This window comes from Burkholderia sp. 9775_39, from assembly GCF_015712225.1.
Taxonomy (GTDB): domain Bacteria; phylum Pseudomonadota; class Gammaproteobacteria; order Burkholderiales; family Burkholderiaceae; genus Burkholderia; species Burkholderia cenocepacia.
On the sequence record NZ_JACCQC010000009.1, the window covers coordinates 112,905 to 130,626 of the forward strand.

17 protein-coding genes are annotated in these 17,722 nt (G+C 67.8%); 7 read left to right on the top strand and 10 right to left on the bottom strand.

The features are described 5' to 3' along the window. Positions 1 to 82 precede the first annotated feature (82 nt). From H0X90_RS14670 to H0X90_RS14680, 3 genes are all read right to left on the bottom strand, one after another. Positions 83 to 1,051 carry a helix-turn-helix domain-containing protein gene (locus tag H0X90_RS14670; protein ID WP_006482346.1) on the bottom strand — a complete coding sequence of 323 codons (969 nt, stop codon included), beginning with the start codon at positions 1,049 to 1,051 and terminating at the stop codon, positions 83 to 85. A 196-nt stretch (positions 1,052 to 1,247) separates the two neighbouring features. After that, a complete protein-coding gene (locus tag H0X90_RS14675; protein WP_227739728.1) occupies positions 1,248 to 2,051 on the bottom strand; it encodes a hypothetical protein in 804 nt (267 codons plus the stop codon). 163 nt (positions 2,052 to 2,214) lie between these two features. Next, entirely contained in the window at positions 2,215 to 3,162 is a 948-nt protein-coding gene (locus tag H0X90_RS14680; RefSeq protein WP_048986186.1) for an aldo/keto reductase, read from the bottom strand. Positions 3,163 to 3,517: 355 nt separating this feature from the next. On the opposite strand from H0X90_RS14680, the gene H0X90_RS14685 reads away from it, so the two are divergent. The 4 genes from H0X90_RS14685 to H0X90_RS14700 are packed head-to-tail and all read left to right on the top strand — an operon-like array spanning position 3,518 to position 9,442. Beyond that, on the top strand, positions 3,518 to 6,022 hold the full coding sequence (locus H0X90_RS14685) for a type VI secretion system Vgr family protein (RefSeq protein WP_077189842.1): 2,505 nt from the start codon (positions 3,518 to 3,520) through the stop codon (positions 6,020 to 6,022). Between the two features lie 13 nt (positions 6,023 to 6,035). Continuing rightward, complete coding sequence (locus H0X90_RS14690; RefSeq protein ID WP_077189841.1) at positions 6,036 to 6,938, top strand: DUF4123 domain-containing protein; 903 nt, start codon at positions 6,036 to 6,038, stop codon at positions 6,936 to 6,938. Between the two features lie 56 nt (positions 6,939 to 6,994). Beyond that, positions 6,995 to 7,672, top strand: coding sequence for a DUF3304 domain-containing protein (locus H0X90_RS14695; protein ID WP_006494589.1), 678 nt, complete (start codon positions 6,995 to 6,997; stop codon positions 7,670 to 7,672). Positions 7,673 to 7,708: 36 nt separating this feature from the next. After that, positions 7,709 to 9,442, top strand: coding sequence for a DUF2235 domain-containing protein (locus H0X90_RS14700; RefSeq protein ID WP_069352708.1), 1,734 nt, complete (start codon positions 7,709 to 7,711; stop codon positions 9,440 to 9,442). A gap of 80 nt (positions 9,443 to 9,522) precedes the next feature. On the opposite strand, the gene H0X90_RS14705 is transcribed toward H0X90_RS14700, so the two are convergent. Next, positions 9,523 to 10,143, bottom strand: a complete 621-nt coding sequence (locus H0X90_RS14705) for a LysE/ArgO family amino acid transporter (RefSeq protein ID WP_006482350.1) — start codon at positions 10,141 to 10,143, stop codon at positions 9,523 to 9,525. Positions 10,144 to 10,253: 110 nt separating this feature from the next. On the opposite strand from H0X90_RS14705, the gene H0X90_RS14710 reads away from it, so the two are divergent. Continuing rightward, the gene (locus H0X90_RS14710) at positions 10,254 to 11,147 is read left to right on the top strand and encodes a LysR family transcriptional regulator ArgP (protein WP_006480142.1); all 894 of its coding nucleotides are present in this window, start codon (positions 10,254 to 10,256) and stop codon (positions 11,145 to 11,147) included. Positions 11,148 to 11,195: 48 nt separating this feature from the next. On the opposite strand, the gene fnr is transcribed toward H0X90_RS14710, so the two are convergent. The 3 genes from fnr to H0X90_RS14725 form a co-directional block, all read right to left on the bottom strand. Next, positions 11,196 to 11,942: a fumarate/nitrate reduction transcriptional regulator Fnr gene (gene fnr, locus H0X90_RS14715; protein ID WP_006482294.1), complete on the bottom strand. Its 747-nt coding sequence runs from the start codon at positions 11,940 to 11,942 to the stop codon at positions 11,196 to 11,198. A 103-nt stretch (positions 11,943 to 12,045) separates the two neighbouring features. Then, positions 12,046 to 12,513 (bottom strand): universal stress protein, encoded by a 468-nt coding sequence (locus H0X90_RS14720; RefSeq protein ID WP_006482283.1) that lies wholly within the window; start codon positions 12,511 to 12,513, stop codon positions 12,046 to 12,048. 510 nt (positions 12,514 to 13,023) lie between these two features. Then, on the bottom strand, positions 13,024 to 13,431 hold the full coding sequence (locus H0X90_RS14725; protein WP_077189839.1) for a DUF3005 domain-containing protein: 408 nt from the start codon (positions 13,429 to 13,431) through the stop codon (positions 13,024 to 13,026). 278 nt (positions 13,432 to 13,709) lie between these two features. Between H0X90_RS14725 and H0X90_RS14730 the strand changes: the two genes are divergently transcribed. Together H0X90_RS14730 and epsC are read left to right on the top strand one after the other, a co-directional pair. Beyond that, complete coding sequence (locus tag H0X90_RS14730) at positions 13,710 to 13,943, top strand: hypothetical protein (protein ID WP_006480138.1); 234 nt, start codon at positions 13,710 to 13,712, stop codon at positions 13,941 to 13,943. A gap of 137 nt (positions 13,944 to 14,080) precedes the next feature. Further along, positions 14,081 to 15,001 carry a serine O-acetyltransferase EpsC gene (epsC, locus tag H0X90_RS14735; protein WP_006482285.1) on the top strand — a complete coding sequence of 307 codons (921 nt, stop codon included), beginning with the start codon at positions 14,081 to 14,083 and terminating at the stop codon, positions 14,999 to 15,001. A 162-nt stretch (positions 15,002 to 15,163) separates the two neighbouring features. Here epsC and H0X90_RS14740 read toward each other — a convergent pair whose 3' ends face one another. The 3 genes from H0X90_RS14740 to H0X90_RS14750 form a co-directional block, all read right to left on the bottom strand. Then, positions 15,164 to 15,967 (bottom strand): SDR family oxidoreductase, encoded by an 804-nt coding sequence (locus H0X90_RS14740; RefSeq protein ID WP_077189838.1) that lies wholly within the window; start codon positions 15,965 to 15,967, stop codon positions 15,164 to 15,166. Next, positions 15,967 to 16,602 carry a GTP cyclohydrolase I FolE gene (gene folE, locus H0X90_RS14745; protein WP_006482320.1) on the bottom strand — a complete coding sequence of 212 codons (636 nt, stop codon included), beginning with the start codon at positions 16,600 to 16,602 and terminating at the stop codon, positions 15,967 to 15,969. Before folE ends, H0X90_RS14740 begins: the two co-directional genes overlap by 1 nt. Before the next feature lie 95 nt (positions 16,603 to 16,697). After that, positions 16,698 to 17,624, bottom strand: coding sequence for a LysR family transcriptional regulator (locus H0X90_RS14750; RefSeq protein WP_006482291.1), 927 nt, complete (start codon positions 17,622 to 17,624; stop codon positions 16,698 to 16,700). Positions 17,625 to 17,722: the final 98 nt, after the last annotated feature.

Consider the following 17,722-nt stretch of genomic DNA (forward strand, 5'->3'; position numbering starts at 1 on the left):
GCCCGATTTGACCGACGCGGACGCCGTGCTTGCCTCGGCGGGACATGCGGCGAGCGGCGGTGCGAGGAGCGGGTGGCAGCGGTTAGCGCGTGTCGGCCGGCGCGCGCGTGTCGCTTGGCGTTTCGCCGAACCGCGCGCGATAGCTGCGGCTGAAGTGCGCGCTGTTGTTGAAGCCCCAGCGGAACGCAATTTCGCTGACCGTCAGGTGCTTCAGCGACCGGTCGCGCAGGTCGGCGCGGCAGCGTTCGAGCCGCCGCGCGAGGATGTAGCGCGTGAGCGGCGTGCCTTCGATCTCGAACACGCGGGCGAGCTGGCGCGGCGACAGGTTGATCGCGCGGCTGACCGACCGGCTGTCGAGATCGTCGTCGGCGAGATGGCTGTCGATGAACGCCTTCGCGCGCGACAGCGTGTGGACCGTCGACTTCGTCGGCGACGCGTCGCCGTCGCGCAGCCGCAGCATCGACTGCACGAGCTCGAGGATCGCGGCGGCGCGCCGTTCGCGCGCGTCGGGCGTCGGCTCCTGCGGCGCGGCGAGCAGCGCAACCACCTGCCGCACGGCCCACGACGCGACCCCGTCGTCGCGATCGATCTTGACGAGGCTGCGGTAGCGCCACGGGCCGACGCGGGCTTCGAACACGTCGCGCGGCACGTCGAGCACGGTCATCGCCATGTCGGCGGGAAAGCCGTGACCGTACGGCATCGACGTGTCGTACAGCACGAGGTCGCCGGGCCCGTGCTGCATGCAGTCGACGTCCTGGAACGTATAGCCGTGCCCTTCGTGCATCAGGCAGATGAACACGGCGTCGCGCTGGTCGGCGTGGATGTTGTGCGACGTGCGCACGACCGCGTGCCGGTTCGCGACGATGTCGCACGCGCGGAACAGCCCGAGATCGCGTTTGCGCAGCGACGCATCGATCCCTTCGGACGACTTTCCGCTGCATTCGATCCGCACGAGCGTGCGTGCGACGTGGTCGACCCAGAAGTCGACGCGCTCGGCGCCGCGTACGGCGCGCGTCGAGATCGTGGCGATCTCCGTGCTGGTGTCCGGCATGACGTTCTCCCGATGACGGCCCGAGCGGCGCAGTCTCGGGCACGCCGGACGTCGCGGTCAATCCGTGAAAGACCCGGGACGTGCGCGTGACGCGCTTGCAGCGGGGCGCGATTGCGCGATCGATGGCCGTCCGGGTCAACGAAAGCGGCCGTGCGAGTCAAGACACGTATGCGGCTTTGGGGTAGGCGTGGCCGGCTTACTTCGGCTTCGACGAGGACGACGGCAGTCCGAGCGACACGTCCTCCGCGTAGCCCATCTTGCCGCCGCGGAATTCGACGCTCACGTGGTCCGCCCAGTGCGCGCCGGTGACGTTCGCGTAGATCGACGTCATCACCATCCCCGCGTCGCAGTCGAGCGCGATGGTGCGATCGACGCGCCCCGTCGCGATGTTCACGGCCCGCAGCGACTGCATCGCCACGCCGCACTTGTCGGACCGCGCGTAGACGCCGACCAGCATGTGCGTCTTGGTGCGATACCACATCGGGATATCGACGCTGCCGTCGAGTTGCGGATGCGGGTCGTCGGTGTCGTTCAGCCGCCCGACTTCGTTCAGCGTGATCGGCAGCGTCTTGCGGCCGTCGTCCCACGTGCCGGTCGCCGCTTTGCCGCTGACGGTCAGCGCGATCGGGCAGGGCTTCGGTCGTGACGGCGAGGCGGCCGGCACGACCGGCGCGTCGGCGTTCGATGCGGGCGACGACGCTTCGCACAGCGTCAGGCGGCCGTCGGGCTCGCGCTGGCCGCGCAACGGGATCGGCTTGCGATGCGCGTCGTAGTAGTAGCTGCCGTCGACGCGCCAGCGGCCCGCGTCGTTGTGGTTGATCGCGTCGTAGGTCTGCAGCGACACGTGCACCGGCGCGTTGCCGATCGTGCCGGTGTAGTTCGCGATTTCGTACCAGCCCGCGAACGATACGGCCGGTGCGCAGGCGAGCAGCGCGGCGATCGTCGTGGCGAGCGGACGGACATGACGGGCAGCACGGGAGCGGCGGGCAAGGTGGATCATCGGCGGTTTCTTATGCGTGGTTTTGATTCGGCGCGAAGAAGCCCGGTCGAGCCCCGCGGCCATCGGATGCTCGCCATTGTATCCATCCGCCCTGCGTGAATCGCGGGCAGGCCGTGGAACCGCCTGCCCATGCGATTCCACCGGCTTGCCGCCGCGGCAGACTTCAGGGGGCGCTGGCTTCGTCGATCCGGCGGATGTCGTCCTGATCGAGCGTGACGCGGATCGCCTCGCCGAGCAGCGCGAGCTGCGCGAGCGACGTCGCGCTCGCGATCGGCGCGGTGATCGTCGGCCGCGCGATCTGCCACGCGAGCGCGATCGCGGCCGGCTGCGTATTGTGCTTCGCCGACACCGCGTCGAGCGCGGCGAGGATGCGCAGGCCGCGCGCGTTCAGATAGCCGGCGACGCGATCGCCGCGCACGCTCTTCTTCAGGTCGGCTTCGCTGCGGTACTTGCCCGACAGGAACCCGCTCGCGAGCGCGTAGTAGTTGACGACGCCGAGCTTCAGGTCGCGCACGACCGGCTCGAGATCGCGTTCGTAGTCGGCGCGGTCGAGCAGGTTGTATTCGGGCTGGATGACCTGGTAGGCGGGCAGCCCGTCGCGCGCGCTGATCGCGGCGGCCTCGCGCAGGCGTGCGCCGCTGTAGTTCGACGCGCCGATGATGCGCACCTTGCCCGCGTCGATCAGCGTCTGATACGCGCCGAGCGTTTCTTCGAGCGGGGCCGTGTCGGCGAGATCGCGGTGGGAGAAATACAGGTCGATGTAGTCGGTCTGCAGGCGGCGCAGCGAATCGTCGACGGCCTTCAGGATGTTGTCTTTCGACAGCCCCGCGCGCGCGTCGAGCAGGCCGACCTTGGTCGCGATCACGACCTGCTCGCGCTTGCCGGAGCGCTTCAGCCACTTGCCGATGATCGTTTCCGATTCGCCGCCGTGATTGCCGGGAACCCAGGCCGAATAGACGTCGGCCGTGTCGATGAAGTTGATGCCGGTGTCGGCGAGCGCGTCGAGCAACGCGAACGATGCGTTTTCGTCGACGGTCCAGCCGAAGACGTTGCCGCCGAACGCGAGCGGCGAAACCTGGATGCCGGATGTACCGAGGGTGCGATGTGCCATGTTCTGCTCCGTAAGCTGCGGGTGACGGGAGGGACTGCGGGACGTGAAGCCGGTCGCGTTGAGACGGCGAAGCGCATGGCGAGGTTCCGCCGCCGGCGCAGCAACCGGCGGGTTTCGCGCGCGTGCGTCGGGATGCCGGACGAGGCGACGTCATCATGGCGGCGACGTCCGTTCGAGCACCGGCTCCCACGCGCGCAACGTGCTGTATTTATTACCGATTTTCCGTGCCGGCACAGGGAAATGACGTAGGGCGTCAACGTTGTCGCGCTGCGTTGTCTACGATATCCTTTCATCCCAAAATTAGGGATGGCAGCGGGCCGTTTCCATACGAACGAAAAATCATTCTGAGGCGGTCATGGCTGACCTGGCGGCATTCATTCGAACCCCGTTTTTCCTGCAAGACAAACGCCTGCTCGCGCTGTCTTTTCCGCACGACGACGCACCGTCGGTGACCGACGCGTACGGGCGGCAACGTCCGGCGCGGCTGGTGGCCGAGCGTCTCGTCGCGCACGAAGGGCTGGGGATCGATTTCACGTTCGACGTGACGCTGCTGTCCAGCGAGGCGGGCATCACGCTGGCCGACATGCTGGGCAAGCTGCTCGCGGTGTCGATGGTGCGCCCCGACGGCGGCCTGCGTTATTTCACCGGCTATTGCACCGAGTTTTCGCTGGTCCGCAACGACGATTCGATCGCGGAATATCGCGCGGTGCTGCGCCCGTGGAGCCATTTCCTGCGGACTCGCGTGAACAACCGCCTGTTCCTCGGCCAATCGCTTCAGCAGCAGATCGGCACGCTGCTCGCCGATTACCAGGGGCTCGCGCCGTCGTGGGAGTGGCGCGTGCGCGGCGACGATCCGGCGCGCACGATGAACGTCCAGGGCGGCGGGCTCGGCGAAAGCGACTGGAACTACATCGTCCGCCATCTGGAAGCCGTCGGGTTCCTGTACTGGTGGGAGCACGACGAGAAAGGCCTGAAGCTGATCGTCGGCGACGACAGCACGGTGCAGTGCCCGGCCGTCGACGGCCGCTCGCCGGTGATCCGTTTCCAGACCCACGACGGCCCGATGGCCGCCGACGCCATTTCCCAATGGTCCGCGGTGCGGTCGTTGTCCGCCGGCAGCTACAGCGCGACCGCGTTCGATTTCAAGGCGCCGCATGCGGCCCATGCGCAGATTCCGACGCTGCATCCGCCGGGCGTCGCGCCGCAGGTCGAGCATCACGAGTACGTGGGGCACTACGGGTTCGCGAAGCAGACGCGCGCCGGCGATGCGCTCGCGCGCGTGCGGATGGAAGAGATCGAGGCGGCCGCGACGCGTTTCGACGCGGCCGGCAACCATCACGGCATCCTGCCCGGCCGCTGGTTCCAGCTGTCCGATCACTTCAGCGCGGCGTCGGGTAGCCCGCAGGATCACGAGTACCTGATTCTCGAAGCCCGTCACGAAGCGGCGAACAATTACCTGCAGGCCGACGGCAAACCCGAGTATCGCAACCGCTTCGTCGCGGGCCATCGACGTACGCCGTGGCGCCCGGGCCGCGGGTTCAACAGCGAACCGGTGCGCGTGCTGGCGCCGCAAACCGCGACCGTCGCCGGCGCGAAAGGGGCCGGCAGCGTCGACGTCGACGAATATGGCCGCGTCTGCATCGTCTATCACTGGGATCGTGCGGCGCAGATCAGCGCGCGGATCCGCGTGGCCGCCGGCTGGGCGGGCGGCGAGAAGGGCATGATCGCGCATCCGCGCGTGGGCAGCGAGGTGCTCGTGATGTGCCTCGACGGCAATCCCGATCGCCCCGTCGTGTCGGGCACCACGTACAACGCGGAACGGATGCCGCCGTGGGCGCTGCCCGACCAGCACGTGCTGACGGGCCTGCGCAGCCGCGAGCTGTCGGGCGACAGCGGCAACGCGGCGGGCGGGCGTTCGAACCACGTGCTGCTCGACGATACGCCGCAGCAGCTCCAGCTGAAGCTGCGCAGCGATACCGACGCGAGCGAGCTGACGCTCGGGCACAACGTCCGCATCGATGCAACCCAGGGGCGCACCGATCAGCGCGCCCGCGGCTTCGAGTTGCGGACCGACGCGCATGGCGCGGTGCGGGCGGCCAAGGGCCTGCTCGTCACCAGCGAGGCGCGCTACGACGCGCGTGCCCACGCGACCGACATCGGCGAGACCGTCGCGCGTCTCGACAAGGCGCACGACCTGCACGAGTCGCTGTCGGGTTCCGCGCACGACGTGAAGGCGCAGGAGTCCGGCGACCAGGATGCCGTCCATCAGGCGCTTCGCACGCAGAACGACGGCCTGAGAGGCAGCGGCGGCAATCCGCAGCAAGGCGAGTTTCCGGAGTTCGCGCAGCCGTTTCTCGCGCTCGCCAGCCCGGCCGGGATCCTGGCCACGACGACGGGGTCGACTCATGTCGCGAGCGATCAGCACGTCGCGTTGACGAGCGGCGCCCACACGAGCATCGGCGCGGGCAAGAGCATGCTGGTCAGCGCGCAGGAGGCGGTGCGCGTCGCCGCGTTCGAGAAGGGCATCCGGCTCGTGGCCGCCGCCGCCGACATCGACATCCAGGCGCTGAAGGACAGCATCAACGTGCTGGCCAAGCTGGACGTGAAGGTCGATGCGAACCGCATCACCATCACCGCGAAGGAAGAAGTCCTGATCAACGGCGGCACCAGCTATACGCGCTGGAACGGCAGCGGCATCGTGCACGGGACCAAGGGCGAATTCACCGCGCATGCCGCGTCGCATACGTTCATCGGGCCGGACAGCCTGCCGGTGCCCGCGCGCGCGTTCCCGGGCACGGCGTGCGCGCCGTGCATGGTCAACGCGGCGTCGATGGCGTCGCCGTTCGCGGCCAAGGCGTGAGGCAGGGCAGCGCATGACGAATGACCCGATCGCCGCGCAGGCGGCCGACGCGCTGCAGGCGGCGCTGTCGTCGCAGGACGGGCTGCGCGCTTACGTCCTGATCGACGGTGCCTTGCTCGATACCTTGCCGGACGATGAGAAGGCGTCGTGGCCCGCGTTCGTCGCGGCTTCGCTGCTCGACGACGCCGACGACGAGGCGAGAATCGTCGGGCCGCTGCTGTTCGAATGGCAGCCGGGCGCCGACGGCGCCGATGCCGCGGACGCGATCGAGGCGCGCAGCATTCCATGGCCGGCGGCGAGCGTGCTCGTGTCGCCGCTGTCGCTCGAGCGACTGGCCGCGCATCTGGCGCCGATGGTGGACGTCCAGCTCGAGCAGATGGAGAGCGTGATGCTGATGCGCTTCTTCGATCCGCGCGTGCTGCCGTTCTGGCTCGACATGCTGCCCGCCGCGCATCGCGCGTATCTGGCGCAGGGTGTGCGGCACTGGATTCACCGCGATACCGCGCTGCAGCTTCGCACGGCGGACATCGCCGCGCCCGCCGACGTCAGGCAGGCCGCCGAATTTCCGCTGCAGTTGACCCAGGCGCAGGAGGACGAACTGCTCGCCGCGTGCTATCCGTACACGATGCTCGAGCGGCTGCGCGTCGAAAAGCCCGCGCTGCTGGCGTCGTTGCCGGCCGCGCGGCACTACGACTTCGTGCGCGACCAACTGGCGCGCTGCCGTGCGCACGGCGCCGACAGCGCGGCGTCGCTGCTGATCTATTGCGAACTGGCGTTGCGGTACGGCGCGCGCTTCGACGAGGATCCGGCGATGGCCGCCGTGTTCGACGCGGTGGCGCAGGGGCAGGCGTTTCCGGAGGCGCTGGCGCGGGTGCCGGCGGAAGACTGGCGGCGGATGCAGGAAGCGGCCGCGTGATGGCGCGTGCGCGACGCGACGCGAATGAAATCGACTGAAAGAGAAGGAAGTTCAATATGAACCGCTGCTGGATCACCTTGCTGTCCGTGATGGTTTTCTCCACGGCTGCCTGCAGCAAGAGCGTGAACGATGCCGAAAAGGACAGCTTGGCGCCGGGCGAAGTGAATAAATGGAACGACCCGAACTACGACATCATTACCGCCGGGTCCTTCAACTATACGGATTACGACATCTACGGCGTCTATCTGCTGCCGCCCGACAAGAACAGCCTCGACGACGCGGCGAGCGCCGACGGCGCGCACGCCACGCCCCGGAATGCGAAGTACTGGTCCGGCGGGGGCGGCTCGCGCCCGAGTCTCGCGTGGGATTTCCGCTGGAAGACCCCGAAGACGTTCAAGGTGTGGTGGGAGCGCGTGGTCGACAAGCGCGCGATGGAAGCGTCGTCCGCGAACTACGACCCGTACACGCACCGGGAAACCCAGCCGGGGATGGCGTGGTGCGAAGGCGAGATCACGGTCACGCGGCCGCCCGTCAAGGACAAGAGCGGCGGCATCGTGCTGCACTTCTTCCCCGATGGCCGGGTGGAAGGCGACATGGATTTCGAAGTCGACGGCCCGGACCCGAAGGTGGCCCTGTCCAAGCGTGACGCGCAGCGCAAGCTGGCCGACCGCGCGTGCCTGAAGGAAATTCCCAATCCGTTCTATGGGCGCAAGAAGCCGGCCCAGTGGAATTGACGCCGGACACCTGATCGGAACAGGAGCGTAACCGCCATGAGCAATCCTCCCCTCATTCGACGCATCACCGATATCACGCCGGTCGAGGATTCGATCCGCCACGCGCACCGCGAGGCGCTCGATCCGCTGCGGGTCGAGCAATGCAAGGAGTGTCCGAAGCCCGTGTGGTTCACGGCCTTCTTCGATGGCACGGGCAACAACTACGGCGAGGACGGCAACGGCTCGACGGACGTCGCGAGGACCAAGTACAGCAACATCGCCAAGCTCGCGATGTTCGCCCATGTCCCGTTCAACAAGGCCAATCCGCGCACGATGAGCCGGTACGTCGAGGGCGTCGGCACCCCCTGCAGCAAGGTCGGCGATTCGGGCAAGGGTCTCGACGGCGTGTTGGGCATGGCGGCCGCGAGCAAGGGCGAGGCGCGCATCCGCTGGATGCTCCGCGAGCTCGAAAAACACGTGACGAACCACATGCCGGCCGTGAGCCAGATCAACGTGGCCGCGTTCGGCTTCTCGCGCGGCGCCACCGAGGCGCGCGCGTTCGTCCGCATGCTGACCGAGCAGCTGGCCGAGAACATCGGCGGCCGGCTCTGGTGGAACAAGAAGAACATGAAGGGGATGCGTCCCGAAGTGGTCGTCTACTTCATGGGCATCCTCGATACGGTGGCGTCGACGGGCTTCGGCGGCAGCCGCCTGGAGAAGGCGGCGCCCTACATCGTGGGCGCGATCCTCGGGCCGGTCTATGGCGGCGTGCTGCACGGCATCGACAAGGGCGGCCATGCGGAATGGGCGAACGACATCCGCATTCCGGACTACGTCCGGCAATGCGTGCACTATGTCGCGTCGCATGAGGTCCGGGAGAAATTCCCCGGCGACTCGGTGCGCGAGGATCAGAAGCTTCCCGCGAACTGCCGCGAGGTGTATTACCCCGGCATGCACTCGGACGTGGGCGGCGGCTACGAGCGCAATTACCAGGAAGGGCGAACCAACGAACTGGCCAACGTCGCGCTGAACAATCTCTTCATCGAGGCCTGGAAGGCCGGCGTGCCGTTCCGCGAGCCGAAGGATGTCATGGAAACGGCCGGCGGGCTGTTCGCGATTTCCCGCGAGCTGGAGGCGGCCTGGAACGTGTACATGGGGCAGGGCAACGAGCGTCGCGCGGGCGTGGCGTCGAACAGCGACCGGCTCGAGTCGCAGATCATCTGGCACATGAACCGCTACTACCAGTGGCGCGCCAGCCGCAGCCGGCGCCTGCACGACGGCCGGCTGAAGCCGCCGGGCGGCGTGGACCCCCACATGGCCATCACCGACGGCGAATGGAACGAAGATGCGGATGCCGTGCGTCGGGCCAACGGGGGCATCCTGACGCGGACCATCTCGGAGCAGTACAAGGCGATCGACGCGGCGACGCGGGTCACCGGCAACTGGCTCGGCGGCATCGATCCGGCGGCGCGCGCGACGTTCGACCGGTTCTTCGATCACTACGTGCACGACTCGATTGCGGGCTTCAAGAAGCAGATGGAAGACGGTTACGCCGGCTTCGCCGAAGCGAGCCGCTGGTCGGTCAACCGCCAGTACTTCATGGGCAAGCGCGGCAAGAAGTTCCTGTACTGGCGTTACGAGGGCGACAAGGCCGAGCAGGCCGCCACGCAACTCGCCAAGGCCGATCCGGCGAAGCAGCAGGACCCGATGGCAGCCAACGAGCCGCAGCTCGCCAGCAACCAGCCCGCGGCGGTTGGCGGCACGCTGCCCGACGCGACTTCGACGGCCTGACGCCGAACGCGATACCGGTCGCGACCGCGACCGGCTGACCTCACGTCGCGGCAGACTGCGTCTGCCGCGACGCTCCCTCCCTACCGCAACTGCACGGCCGCGAGAAACAGCACCATGCTGCCGATCGCGCCATCCAGCACGCGCCACGCGACCGCCTTGCGGAACCACGGCGCCAGCAAGCGCGCGCCATAGCCGAGCCCGAGGAACCACACGACGCTGGCCGTCATCGCGCCGATCGCGAACGCGAGCCGCCCGCCTTCCGGCTCGCGCGCGCCGGCCGTGCCGATCAGCAGGAACGTATCGAGATACACGTGCGGGTTGAGCCACGTGAACGCGAGCGTCATCAGCACGATCGCGAGCGCGCTCTGCGGCGGCGGCGCGACCGCGTCGCCGCGCACGTCGAGCGTGTCGTGGCCGGGCTTGAACGCACGGCGCAGCGCATTGATGCCGAACCACGCGAGATATGCGAGGCCGACGTACAGCACCGCGTGGACGAAGGTCGGATAGCGCTCGACGAGCACCGACGCGCCGCCGACGCCCGCGCCGATCAGGATCATGTCGGACACCGCGCACAGCAGCACGATCTTGCCGACATGCGAGCGCATGATGCCCTGGCGCAGGACGAACGCGTTCTGCGCGCCGATGGTGACGATGAGCGACGCGCACAGGGCGGCGCCGTGAGAAAAAGCGAGCCAGTTCATGATGGGGGACAGCCGTGGAAGCAGTAGACGAACGAATCGGGTAGCGCTAGTCTGCGAGCAGCGCGAGAATAAGAGAAGCTAAATCACCTAATGCAGATTAAGGAAATCTAATGCTCGACTACGCGTTGCTCGATGCCCTCGCCGCCGTGATCCGGCACGGTTCGTTCGAGCGGGCGGCCAAGGAGCTGAATGTCACGCCGTCGGCGGTGTCGCAGCGCGTGAAGCTGCTGGAGGAGCGGGTCGGCAGCGTGCTGGTCAAGCGCGGGCAGCCGTGCGTCGCGACCACGTCGGGCGCGCTGCTGTGCCGGCATACCGAACGCGTGCAGTTGCTGGAAGCCGAACTGGGCGGCCGGATGCCCGCGTTGCCGGGCCAGATCGCGAGCGCGTGGCCGACGCTGCGCGTGGCCGTCAACGACGACAGCGTCGCGACGTGGTTCATCGACGCGGTCGGGCCGTTCTGCACCGAGCGCGAGACGCTGCTCGACCTCGTGATCGACGATCAGGATTACACGGCCTCGCGCATCCGCGACGGCAGCGTGCAGGGCGCCGTGACCGCGCAGGCCGAGCCCATCCAGGGCTGCCGGTCGGAGCGGCTCGGGCGGATCCGCTATCGCGCGGTGTGTTCGCCGGCGTTTTACGCACGTTATTTCGACGCGGGGATCACGCGCGATGCGCTGCGCCGCGCGCCGTGCGTGATGTTCAATCCGAAGGACGGGTTGCAGGCGCGCTTCATCCGGCGCGTGACGCGCGCGGATCTCGATCCGCCGCAGCACTGGATACCGCACGTCGCCGGCTACCTGCGCGCGTGCGAAACGGGATTGGGATGGGGGATGTGCCCGGACCGGATGGTCGACCGCCAGCTGGCGGCGGGCGAGTTGATCGACATGTCGCGCGGGCGAACCATCGACATCGATCTGTACTGGCAGAGCTGGCGTCTGTCGATCGGCTGGCTCGACGATTTCAGCGCGGCGCTGAAAGCGCGTGCCGCGCTGTTTCTCGATTGACCGGCGAGGTTGGGCAGGCGGCGCGCGACGGGCGCGCGCCGTGCGGTATCAGAGGTGTTGCAGGCCGTCGAAGTCGATGATCTGCACGTGGCGGCCCTGCATTTCGATCAGGCCGCGCTTCTGGAATTTCGACAGCGTGCGGCTGACCGTTTCGAGCGTCATGCCGAGATAGCTGCCGATGTCCTCGCGCGTCATCCGCAGATTGAATTCCGACGGCGAGTAGCCGCGCTTCAGGTAGCGCGACGACACGTCGAGCAGGAACGCGGCGACGCGCTCTTCGGCATTCAGCGAACCGAGCAGCATCGTTTGCGACGTTTCGCGCACGATCTGTTCGCTCATCAGCTTGTGCATGCGCAACTGCATCGAGCCGGCTTCCGAGCACAGCGTCTTGAGCGCGCTGTACGGAATCACGCAGACCGAGCTGTCTTCCAGCGCGACCGCGGTGCGCGGGTGCGTATCGTCGCAGATGCCGTCGAGGCCGAGCGCTTCGCCGGCAAGGTGCAGGCCCGTGACCTGTTCGCGGCCGTCGTGACGCGTCGCGACGGTTTTCAGCGAACCCGAGCGCACCGCGTACAGGTTGTCGAATGCGTCGCCTTCGCGGAACAGCGCTTCGCCGCGCTTGACCGGGCGTGCCGCGCAGATGACCGACTCGAGGCGACTGAGCGCTTCGGGCGCCAGGCCCTGCGGCATGCACAAGTGCCGCATCGCGCACGACGAGCAGTGCGCGGCCTGGCGAGGAGCCCAGCTACCGGCATGGGGCGTGGCGGCGGGGCGGGTGGCGACGGGCGTCAGCATGATCGTTTACTCCGGCGTTGAATCGACGAAATCATTGTCCCACCGCAAGTTGCCGCTGTCGGGTGACAAAACGTCGCGACCGGCCGCGCCTGCCGAGCGCCGCTCAGGCGGCCGGCTCGTCCGCGTTGGCGGCCGCCGGGATCAGCAGCACGGGCAGCGTCGCGTGGCGCACGCACTGTTCGGCGATGCTGCCGAGCACGAGGCGGCGGAAGCCGCGACGGCCGTGCGTGCCGAGCACGAGCAGATCGGCGCCGAACGCTTTCGCGCCGTCGAGGATCAGCGACGATACGTCGTTGAGCGACGTCGCTTCGTTCAGCCGCGTTTCGCCTTTCACGCCGGCGGCCTGCATCCGCTTCGCGAAATCCTGCGCGAGCGTGTTGCCCTGCGCGACGAGCTGATCGCGCAGCACGGACGGATCGTAGCCGGGCACGTTGTAGTAGATCGCCGCGTTTTCGACGACGTAGAACGGCTGCAGCTCCGCGCCGTGCGCTTTCGCGAGCGCCAGCGCGGCGTCGAACGCATGGCGGGACGTGTCGCTGCCGTCGACGGCAACCAGAATACGCTTGTACATAGTGTCTCCGAGTGGCGGGTTGAAACGAAGTCGGCCGGATGGCCGAGCGGGCTGGGCAATGCGCGATGCTGCGAGGCAGAGTAAACCAACGGGCAGGATCGTGCAGCGAGATGCCCGCGCTGCCGCACGGTCGCGCGGTTCCGGTCGCGGCCGGGCAGGGCCATGCATGCGACGCATGCTGCACCGCGCGATGCGTGTCGCGTGGTGTGGCCGCATCGTCGGCGAAACCGCATGCGCGCGCATCGACCCGACACGGCAGTCACGCCGATGCGCGGCACGCATCGCCATTCAATCGCAATCGCGCCGCGCCGCCATGACTTCGGTCAATGCATGTGCGTCGATGCGATGCACGCCAGGCATGACCGTGAACGCCGAGGCCCGCGCGCGGAACCGTTCGCTTCGGCATCGCGCGAACGAGTATCGGCGCGTAGCGCGAATCGTACGCGCCGATCCACCGCCATCGTTCGACGGCGATTCCGAATCGAACGATCGATTCAAACGCCGCGCGGGCTATCCCGGCACGGCGGTCAACTCGATGACGCGCTCGGGGCGGCGGCCGTGGCCGGGCCAGTACGCGCTGCCGTACATCCGGTGAACGGGACCGAACGGCGCGTCGTCCGCGGGCGGCGTGTCGAAGCCTTTCTCGATCACCCGGTAGCCGGCGCGCAGCGCGAACGCCGGATGATTGCCGTCGGGGCGGCTGTCGAAACCGGCGAAGCCGTCGCCGGCTTCCGGCATCGCATTGACGAGCGACGCGTTGCTGCGCGTGATCTGGTCGGGTGAGATCGGCCCGGCGCCGGCGAGGCGCGACGCTTCGCGGTGCTTGCCGTCGGTATCGACCGTGCTGTCGTGCGTGTCGTCGTTGTCGAGTTCGATGCTGCGCGGATGCGCACGACCTGTTTGAGCGGATGATTCCATCGCGGCTCTCCTGGCGGCGACACGCTCCGGATCGAAGCAAATCCCGTTCCGGGCACGACGGGAAAAGGCGCGCGGGCGATCGCCGCGGTCGCGCGACGCGCACTGATTTGTCATGATTTATTTCAGCTAGAAGACGCGTTTTCTACAGAGTATGATTCTTTTCCTGCGAAGCGGCGACAGGGGATGAAGTCTCGCCGCCTCTGCCCGCGCCGGGGCGCCGCAGCACCCTTAAAGACGGGTAGTGAACAACAAAGCAAGGGACTAGAGGTGGCGGATTCATGCAAGCGACTACTGCCTTCACGCACCGCGGTTATCTGTTGAATTGCGCGCCCGCACGCGCCAGTGACGGTTCATTCAAGCCCTACGTCGTGATCTCCCGATCGAGCGACGGGGAACTGGTTGCGAACCGTTTTTTTCCGATCGAGCTCCAGTTCAACGACGAAGGCGACGCGATCGCGCACGCGCGCGACTGGGCCGTGCGCTGGATCGACGCGAGCAGCATCTCGATGTGACGCCGTCGCGGTCGAGCAGCGCCGGCCGTCCGGCCGATCCCCGGGGCGCCGCTCCCGGACAAAAAACGCGGTAATCTTGCGGAACCCGTCACTTTATTAGCGGCCGCGCATCCGCGCGCGGCTGCCCGCATTGGCATATGTCGACATCACCCGCCCGTCAGTGGGGCCTCGAAGAAATCGTCGCCGGCTTGCGCGAGTCGCGCGAGGAACTCCATCGCACGCGCCATCCGCGCGGCATCCGCGAACTGCCGTCGCGCGATGCAATCTGCAAGATTGTGACCGGCCTGCGCGCGTCGATGTTTCCGACGCACTACGGCGCGCCCGACCTGACCGACGAAAGCGTCGACTACTACGTCGGCCACACGCTCGAAAGCACGCTGCGCATCCTGTCCGAGCAGATCCGCCGCGCGTTGCCGTTCCTGCCCGAGCACGTCGATACGCCGTTCGCCGAACTCGACGAACGCGCGTTCGAGATCGCACGCGAATTCGGCCGGCAGTTGCCGGCGATCCGCGCGCTGCTCGTCAGCGACATCCAGGCCGCGTACGCGGGCGACCCTGCCGCGCAGCACATCACCGAGATCCTGCTGTGCTATCCCGGCGTGCTGGCGATGATGCACCATCGGCTCGCGCATGCGCTGCACCAGCTCGGCGTGCCGCTGCTCGCGCGGTTCATCAATGAAATCGCCCACTCGGCGACCGGCATCGACATCCACCCCGGCGCGCAGATCGGCCCGAGCTTCTTCATCGACCACGGCACTGGTGTCGTGATCGGCGAGACCGCGATCATCGGCGAGCGCGTGCGCGTGTACCAGGCCGTCACGCTCGGCGCGAAGAGTTTCCCGGCCGATGGCGACGGCGCGCTGGTGAAGGGCAATGCACGGCACCCGATCGTTGAGGACGACGTGGTGATCTACGCGGGCGCGACGATTCTCGGCCGCGTGACGATCGGGCGCGGCTCGGTGATCGGCGGCAACGTGTGGCTCACGCACAGCGTGCCGCCCGGCACGAGCGTCGCGCAGGGCAAGGTCCGCGAAGGCGGCAGCGCCGAGAAGCCGTAACGCGGCAGCGAATGCGCGGGCGCCGTTCCGCGCAACGCGGCGGATGACGCGGAATGGATCGGCGGCCGGACCGCCGTCCGGCGTTCGCGGGCGTGAGCGGCGCGAAGCCCGCTCGGCCCGGCGCACGAAGGCGGCGTGCAGCAGCCTTCGTTCATCGAAGCGTCAGTGCTTGCCGTCCGGCGAGCGGTGCTTGTACAGCACGTCCTGGTCCACGCGGATCAGGTTCTGGCCCGCATCGACGACGAAATCCACGCCGTTGTACGCATTGCCCGTCAGCAGCAGGATCGCGCTGGCGACGTCGTCGGGGCCGGCGATGCGCGCGAGCGGCGTCGAGGCGCGGCTCGCGTGTTCGAAGTCGGCCTGCGTCTGGTCGTCGCTCGGCAGCATCAGCCCCGGGAACACCGCATTCACGCGCAGCACCGGCGCGGATGACAGCGCGAGCATCTGCGTCAGGTTGCCGAGCGCGGCCTTCGCGACCGTGTAGCTGAAATGGTCGCGGTGGAAGTTTTCCTTGATCTTCTGGTCGACCACGTTCACGACCACGCCCTGCGTGCCGGCCACGCGAGCCCGTTCGTAGAACGCGCGCGTGAGCAGGATCGGCGCGCGGCAGTTGACGGCCCACGCCTGATCGAACGCCGCGAGGTCGAAGCTCGGGAAATGGTCCTGCCAGAACACCGACGCGTTGTTGACCAGCACGTCGAGGCGCCCGAAGCGCGCATACACCTGGTCGATCAGCGCGGTGATCTGCGCGGCATCGGACAGGTCGGCCTGCAGCGCCACCGAATCGTGCCCGCGTTCGGCGATCGCGCGGGCGGCGGCCTGCGCGGCATCGGCCGAACGGTCGTAGTGCACCGCGGTGCGATAGCCATGCGCGGCGAAATACTCGGCGAACGCGCGCCCGGCCCGGCGCGCGGCGCCGGTCACGAGCACGACGGGCGCGTGCGCCGTTTGCTTCGTCTGCTCCATCAGGTATTCGTCAGGTTGACCGAGGAAGGATTCGCGACGATCGACAGGAATTCGCGACGCGTCGACGGATCGGTGCGGAACGTGCCGAGCATGCGCGACGTGACCATCTCGACGCCCGGCTTGTGCACGCCGCGCGTGGAGATGCACTGGTGCGCGGCTTCGAGGATCACGCCGACGCCCTTCGGCTGCAGCACGTCGAACAGCGTGTCGGCGATCTGCACGGTCATCTTTTCCTGGATCTGCAGGCGCTTCGCGAACGCATCGACGAGGCGCGCGAGCTTCGAGATGCCGACGACGCGATGGTTCGGCAGATACGCGACGTGCGCGCGGCCGATGATCGGCACCATGTGGTGCTCGCAGTAGCTCTCGAAGCGGATGTCCTTCAGCACGATCATCTCGTCGTAGCCGTCGACTTCGCTGAACGTGCGCGCGAGGATGTCGCGCGGGTCGAGCGCATAGCCGGCGAAGAACTGCTCGTACGCGCGCACGACGCGTGCGGGTGTGTCCAGCAGGCCTTCGCGCGCGGGATCGTCGCCGGCCCAGCGCAACAGCACGCGGACGGCGTCTTCGGCTTCTTCACGGCTCGGCCGGGAGGCGACCGCCTCGGGCCGCGCGGATTTCTTTCCCTTACCCATGTAGTGGCTCCATCGAAGGCCGCCTGCGGCGGCCGATATCCGGCCATTGTTTCATGCTTTCGCCGGTCGTGCGTGCGGGCCGCCGCGCCCCTTCGTCACTTCGGCCATTCGTCCTGCTCGTCGTTGAACAGCGACGCGACGACGCCGCGCAGCCACGCGGTGCGCGGGTCGTTGTGGTACTTGCGATGCCAGTGCTGCTTCAGGTCGAAGCGCGGCAACGCGAGCGGCGGCTCGACGGGCACGATGAACGCGTGCTCGGCCGCATAGGCGTAGCCGATCGCGTGCGGCACCGTCGCGATCAGGTCGGTGCGGCTCAGGATGAACGGGAGGCTCATGAAGTGCGGCGTTTCGAGCACCGCGCGGCGCTGCATGCGCTGCTTCGCCAGATATTTCTCGAGCACCTCCTGGCTGCGGCCTTCGGCGCGCACCACCGCGTGCCCGCACGCGAGGAACTGCTCGACCGTGAACGGCGGCGTCTGCTCGAACGGATGGCCGCGCCGCATCAGGCAGACGAACCGGTGCGTGAACAGCCGCTGCTGGAAGAAGTTGTTGCCGTCGAGGTCGGGGAAGTAGCCGACCGCGAGATCGATCGACCCGGCTTCGAGGCCGCGTCCGACTTCGTCGTGCGCGAGCGAGACCGAACGCAGGTTCGCGTGCGGCGCGTGCGTCGCGAACGCCTGCAGCAGCTTCGGCAGGAACACGATCTCGCCGACGTCCGACAGCGCGATCGAGAACGTATGCGTGCTCGCGGCCGGATCGAAGTCGTGCGGCGCGACGAGGCCGCGCTCGATCTGCGCGAGCGCGTCGCGGGCGGCCGGCAGCAGCGCGAGCGCGCGCGGCGTCGGCTCCATCCCGCGCGACGTGCGCACGAACAGCGGATCGCCGAAATACTCGCGCAGCCGGCCGAGGGCGGTGCTCACGCGCGGCTGACTCACGCCGAGCAGGTCGCCCGCGCGGCTCACGTTGCGCGCGTCGTCGAGCGCGACGAGGTAGGGAATCAGGTTCAGATCGAGCGCATCCATGGCCGGGCCGGTATCTTCAAAACGTATACAACATATCTCCTGAATCGCGTTGCCGCATAGTCGGGAAAGCGCTCAAATGTGTTCCACGATTCGAATTA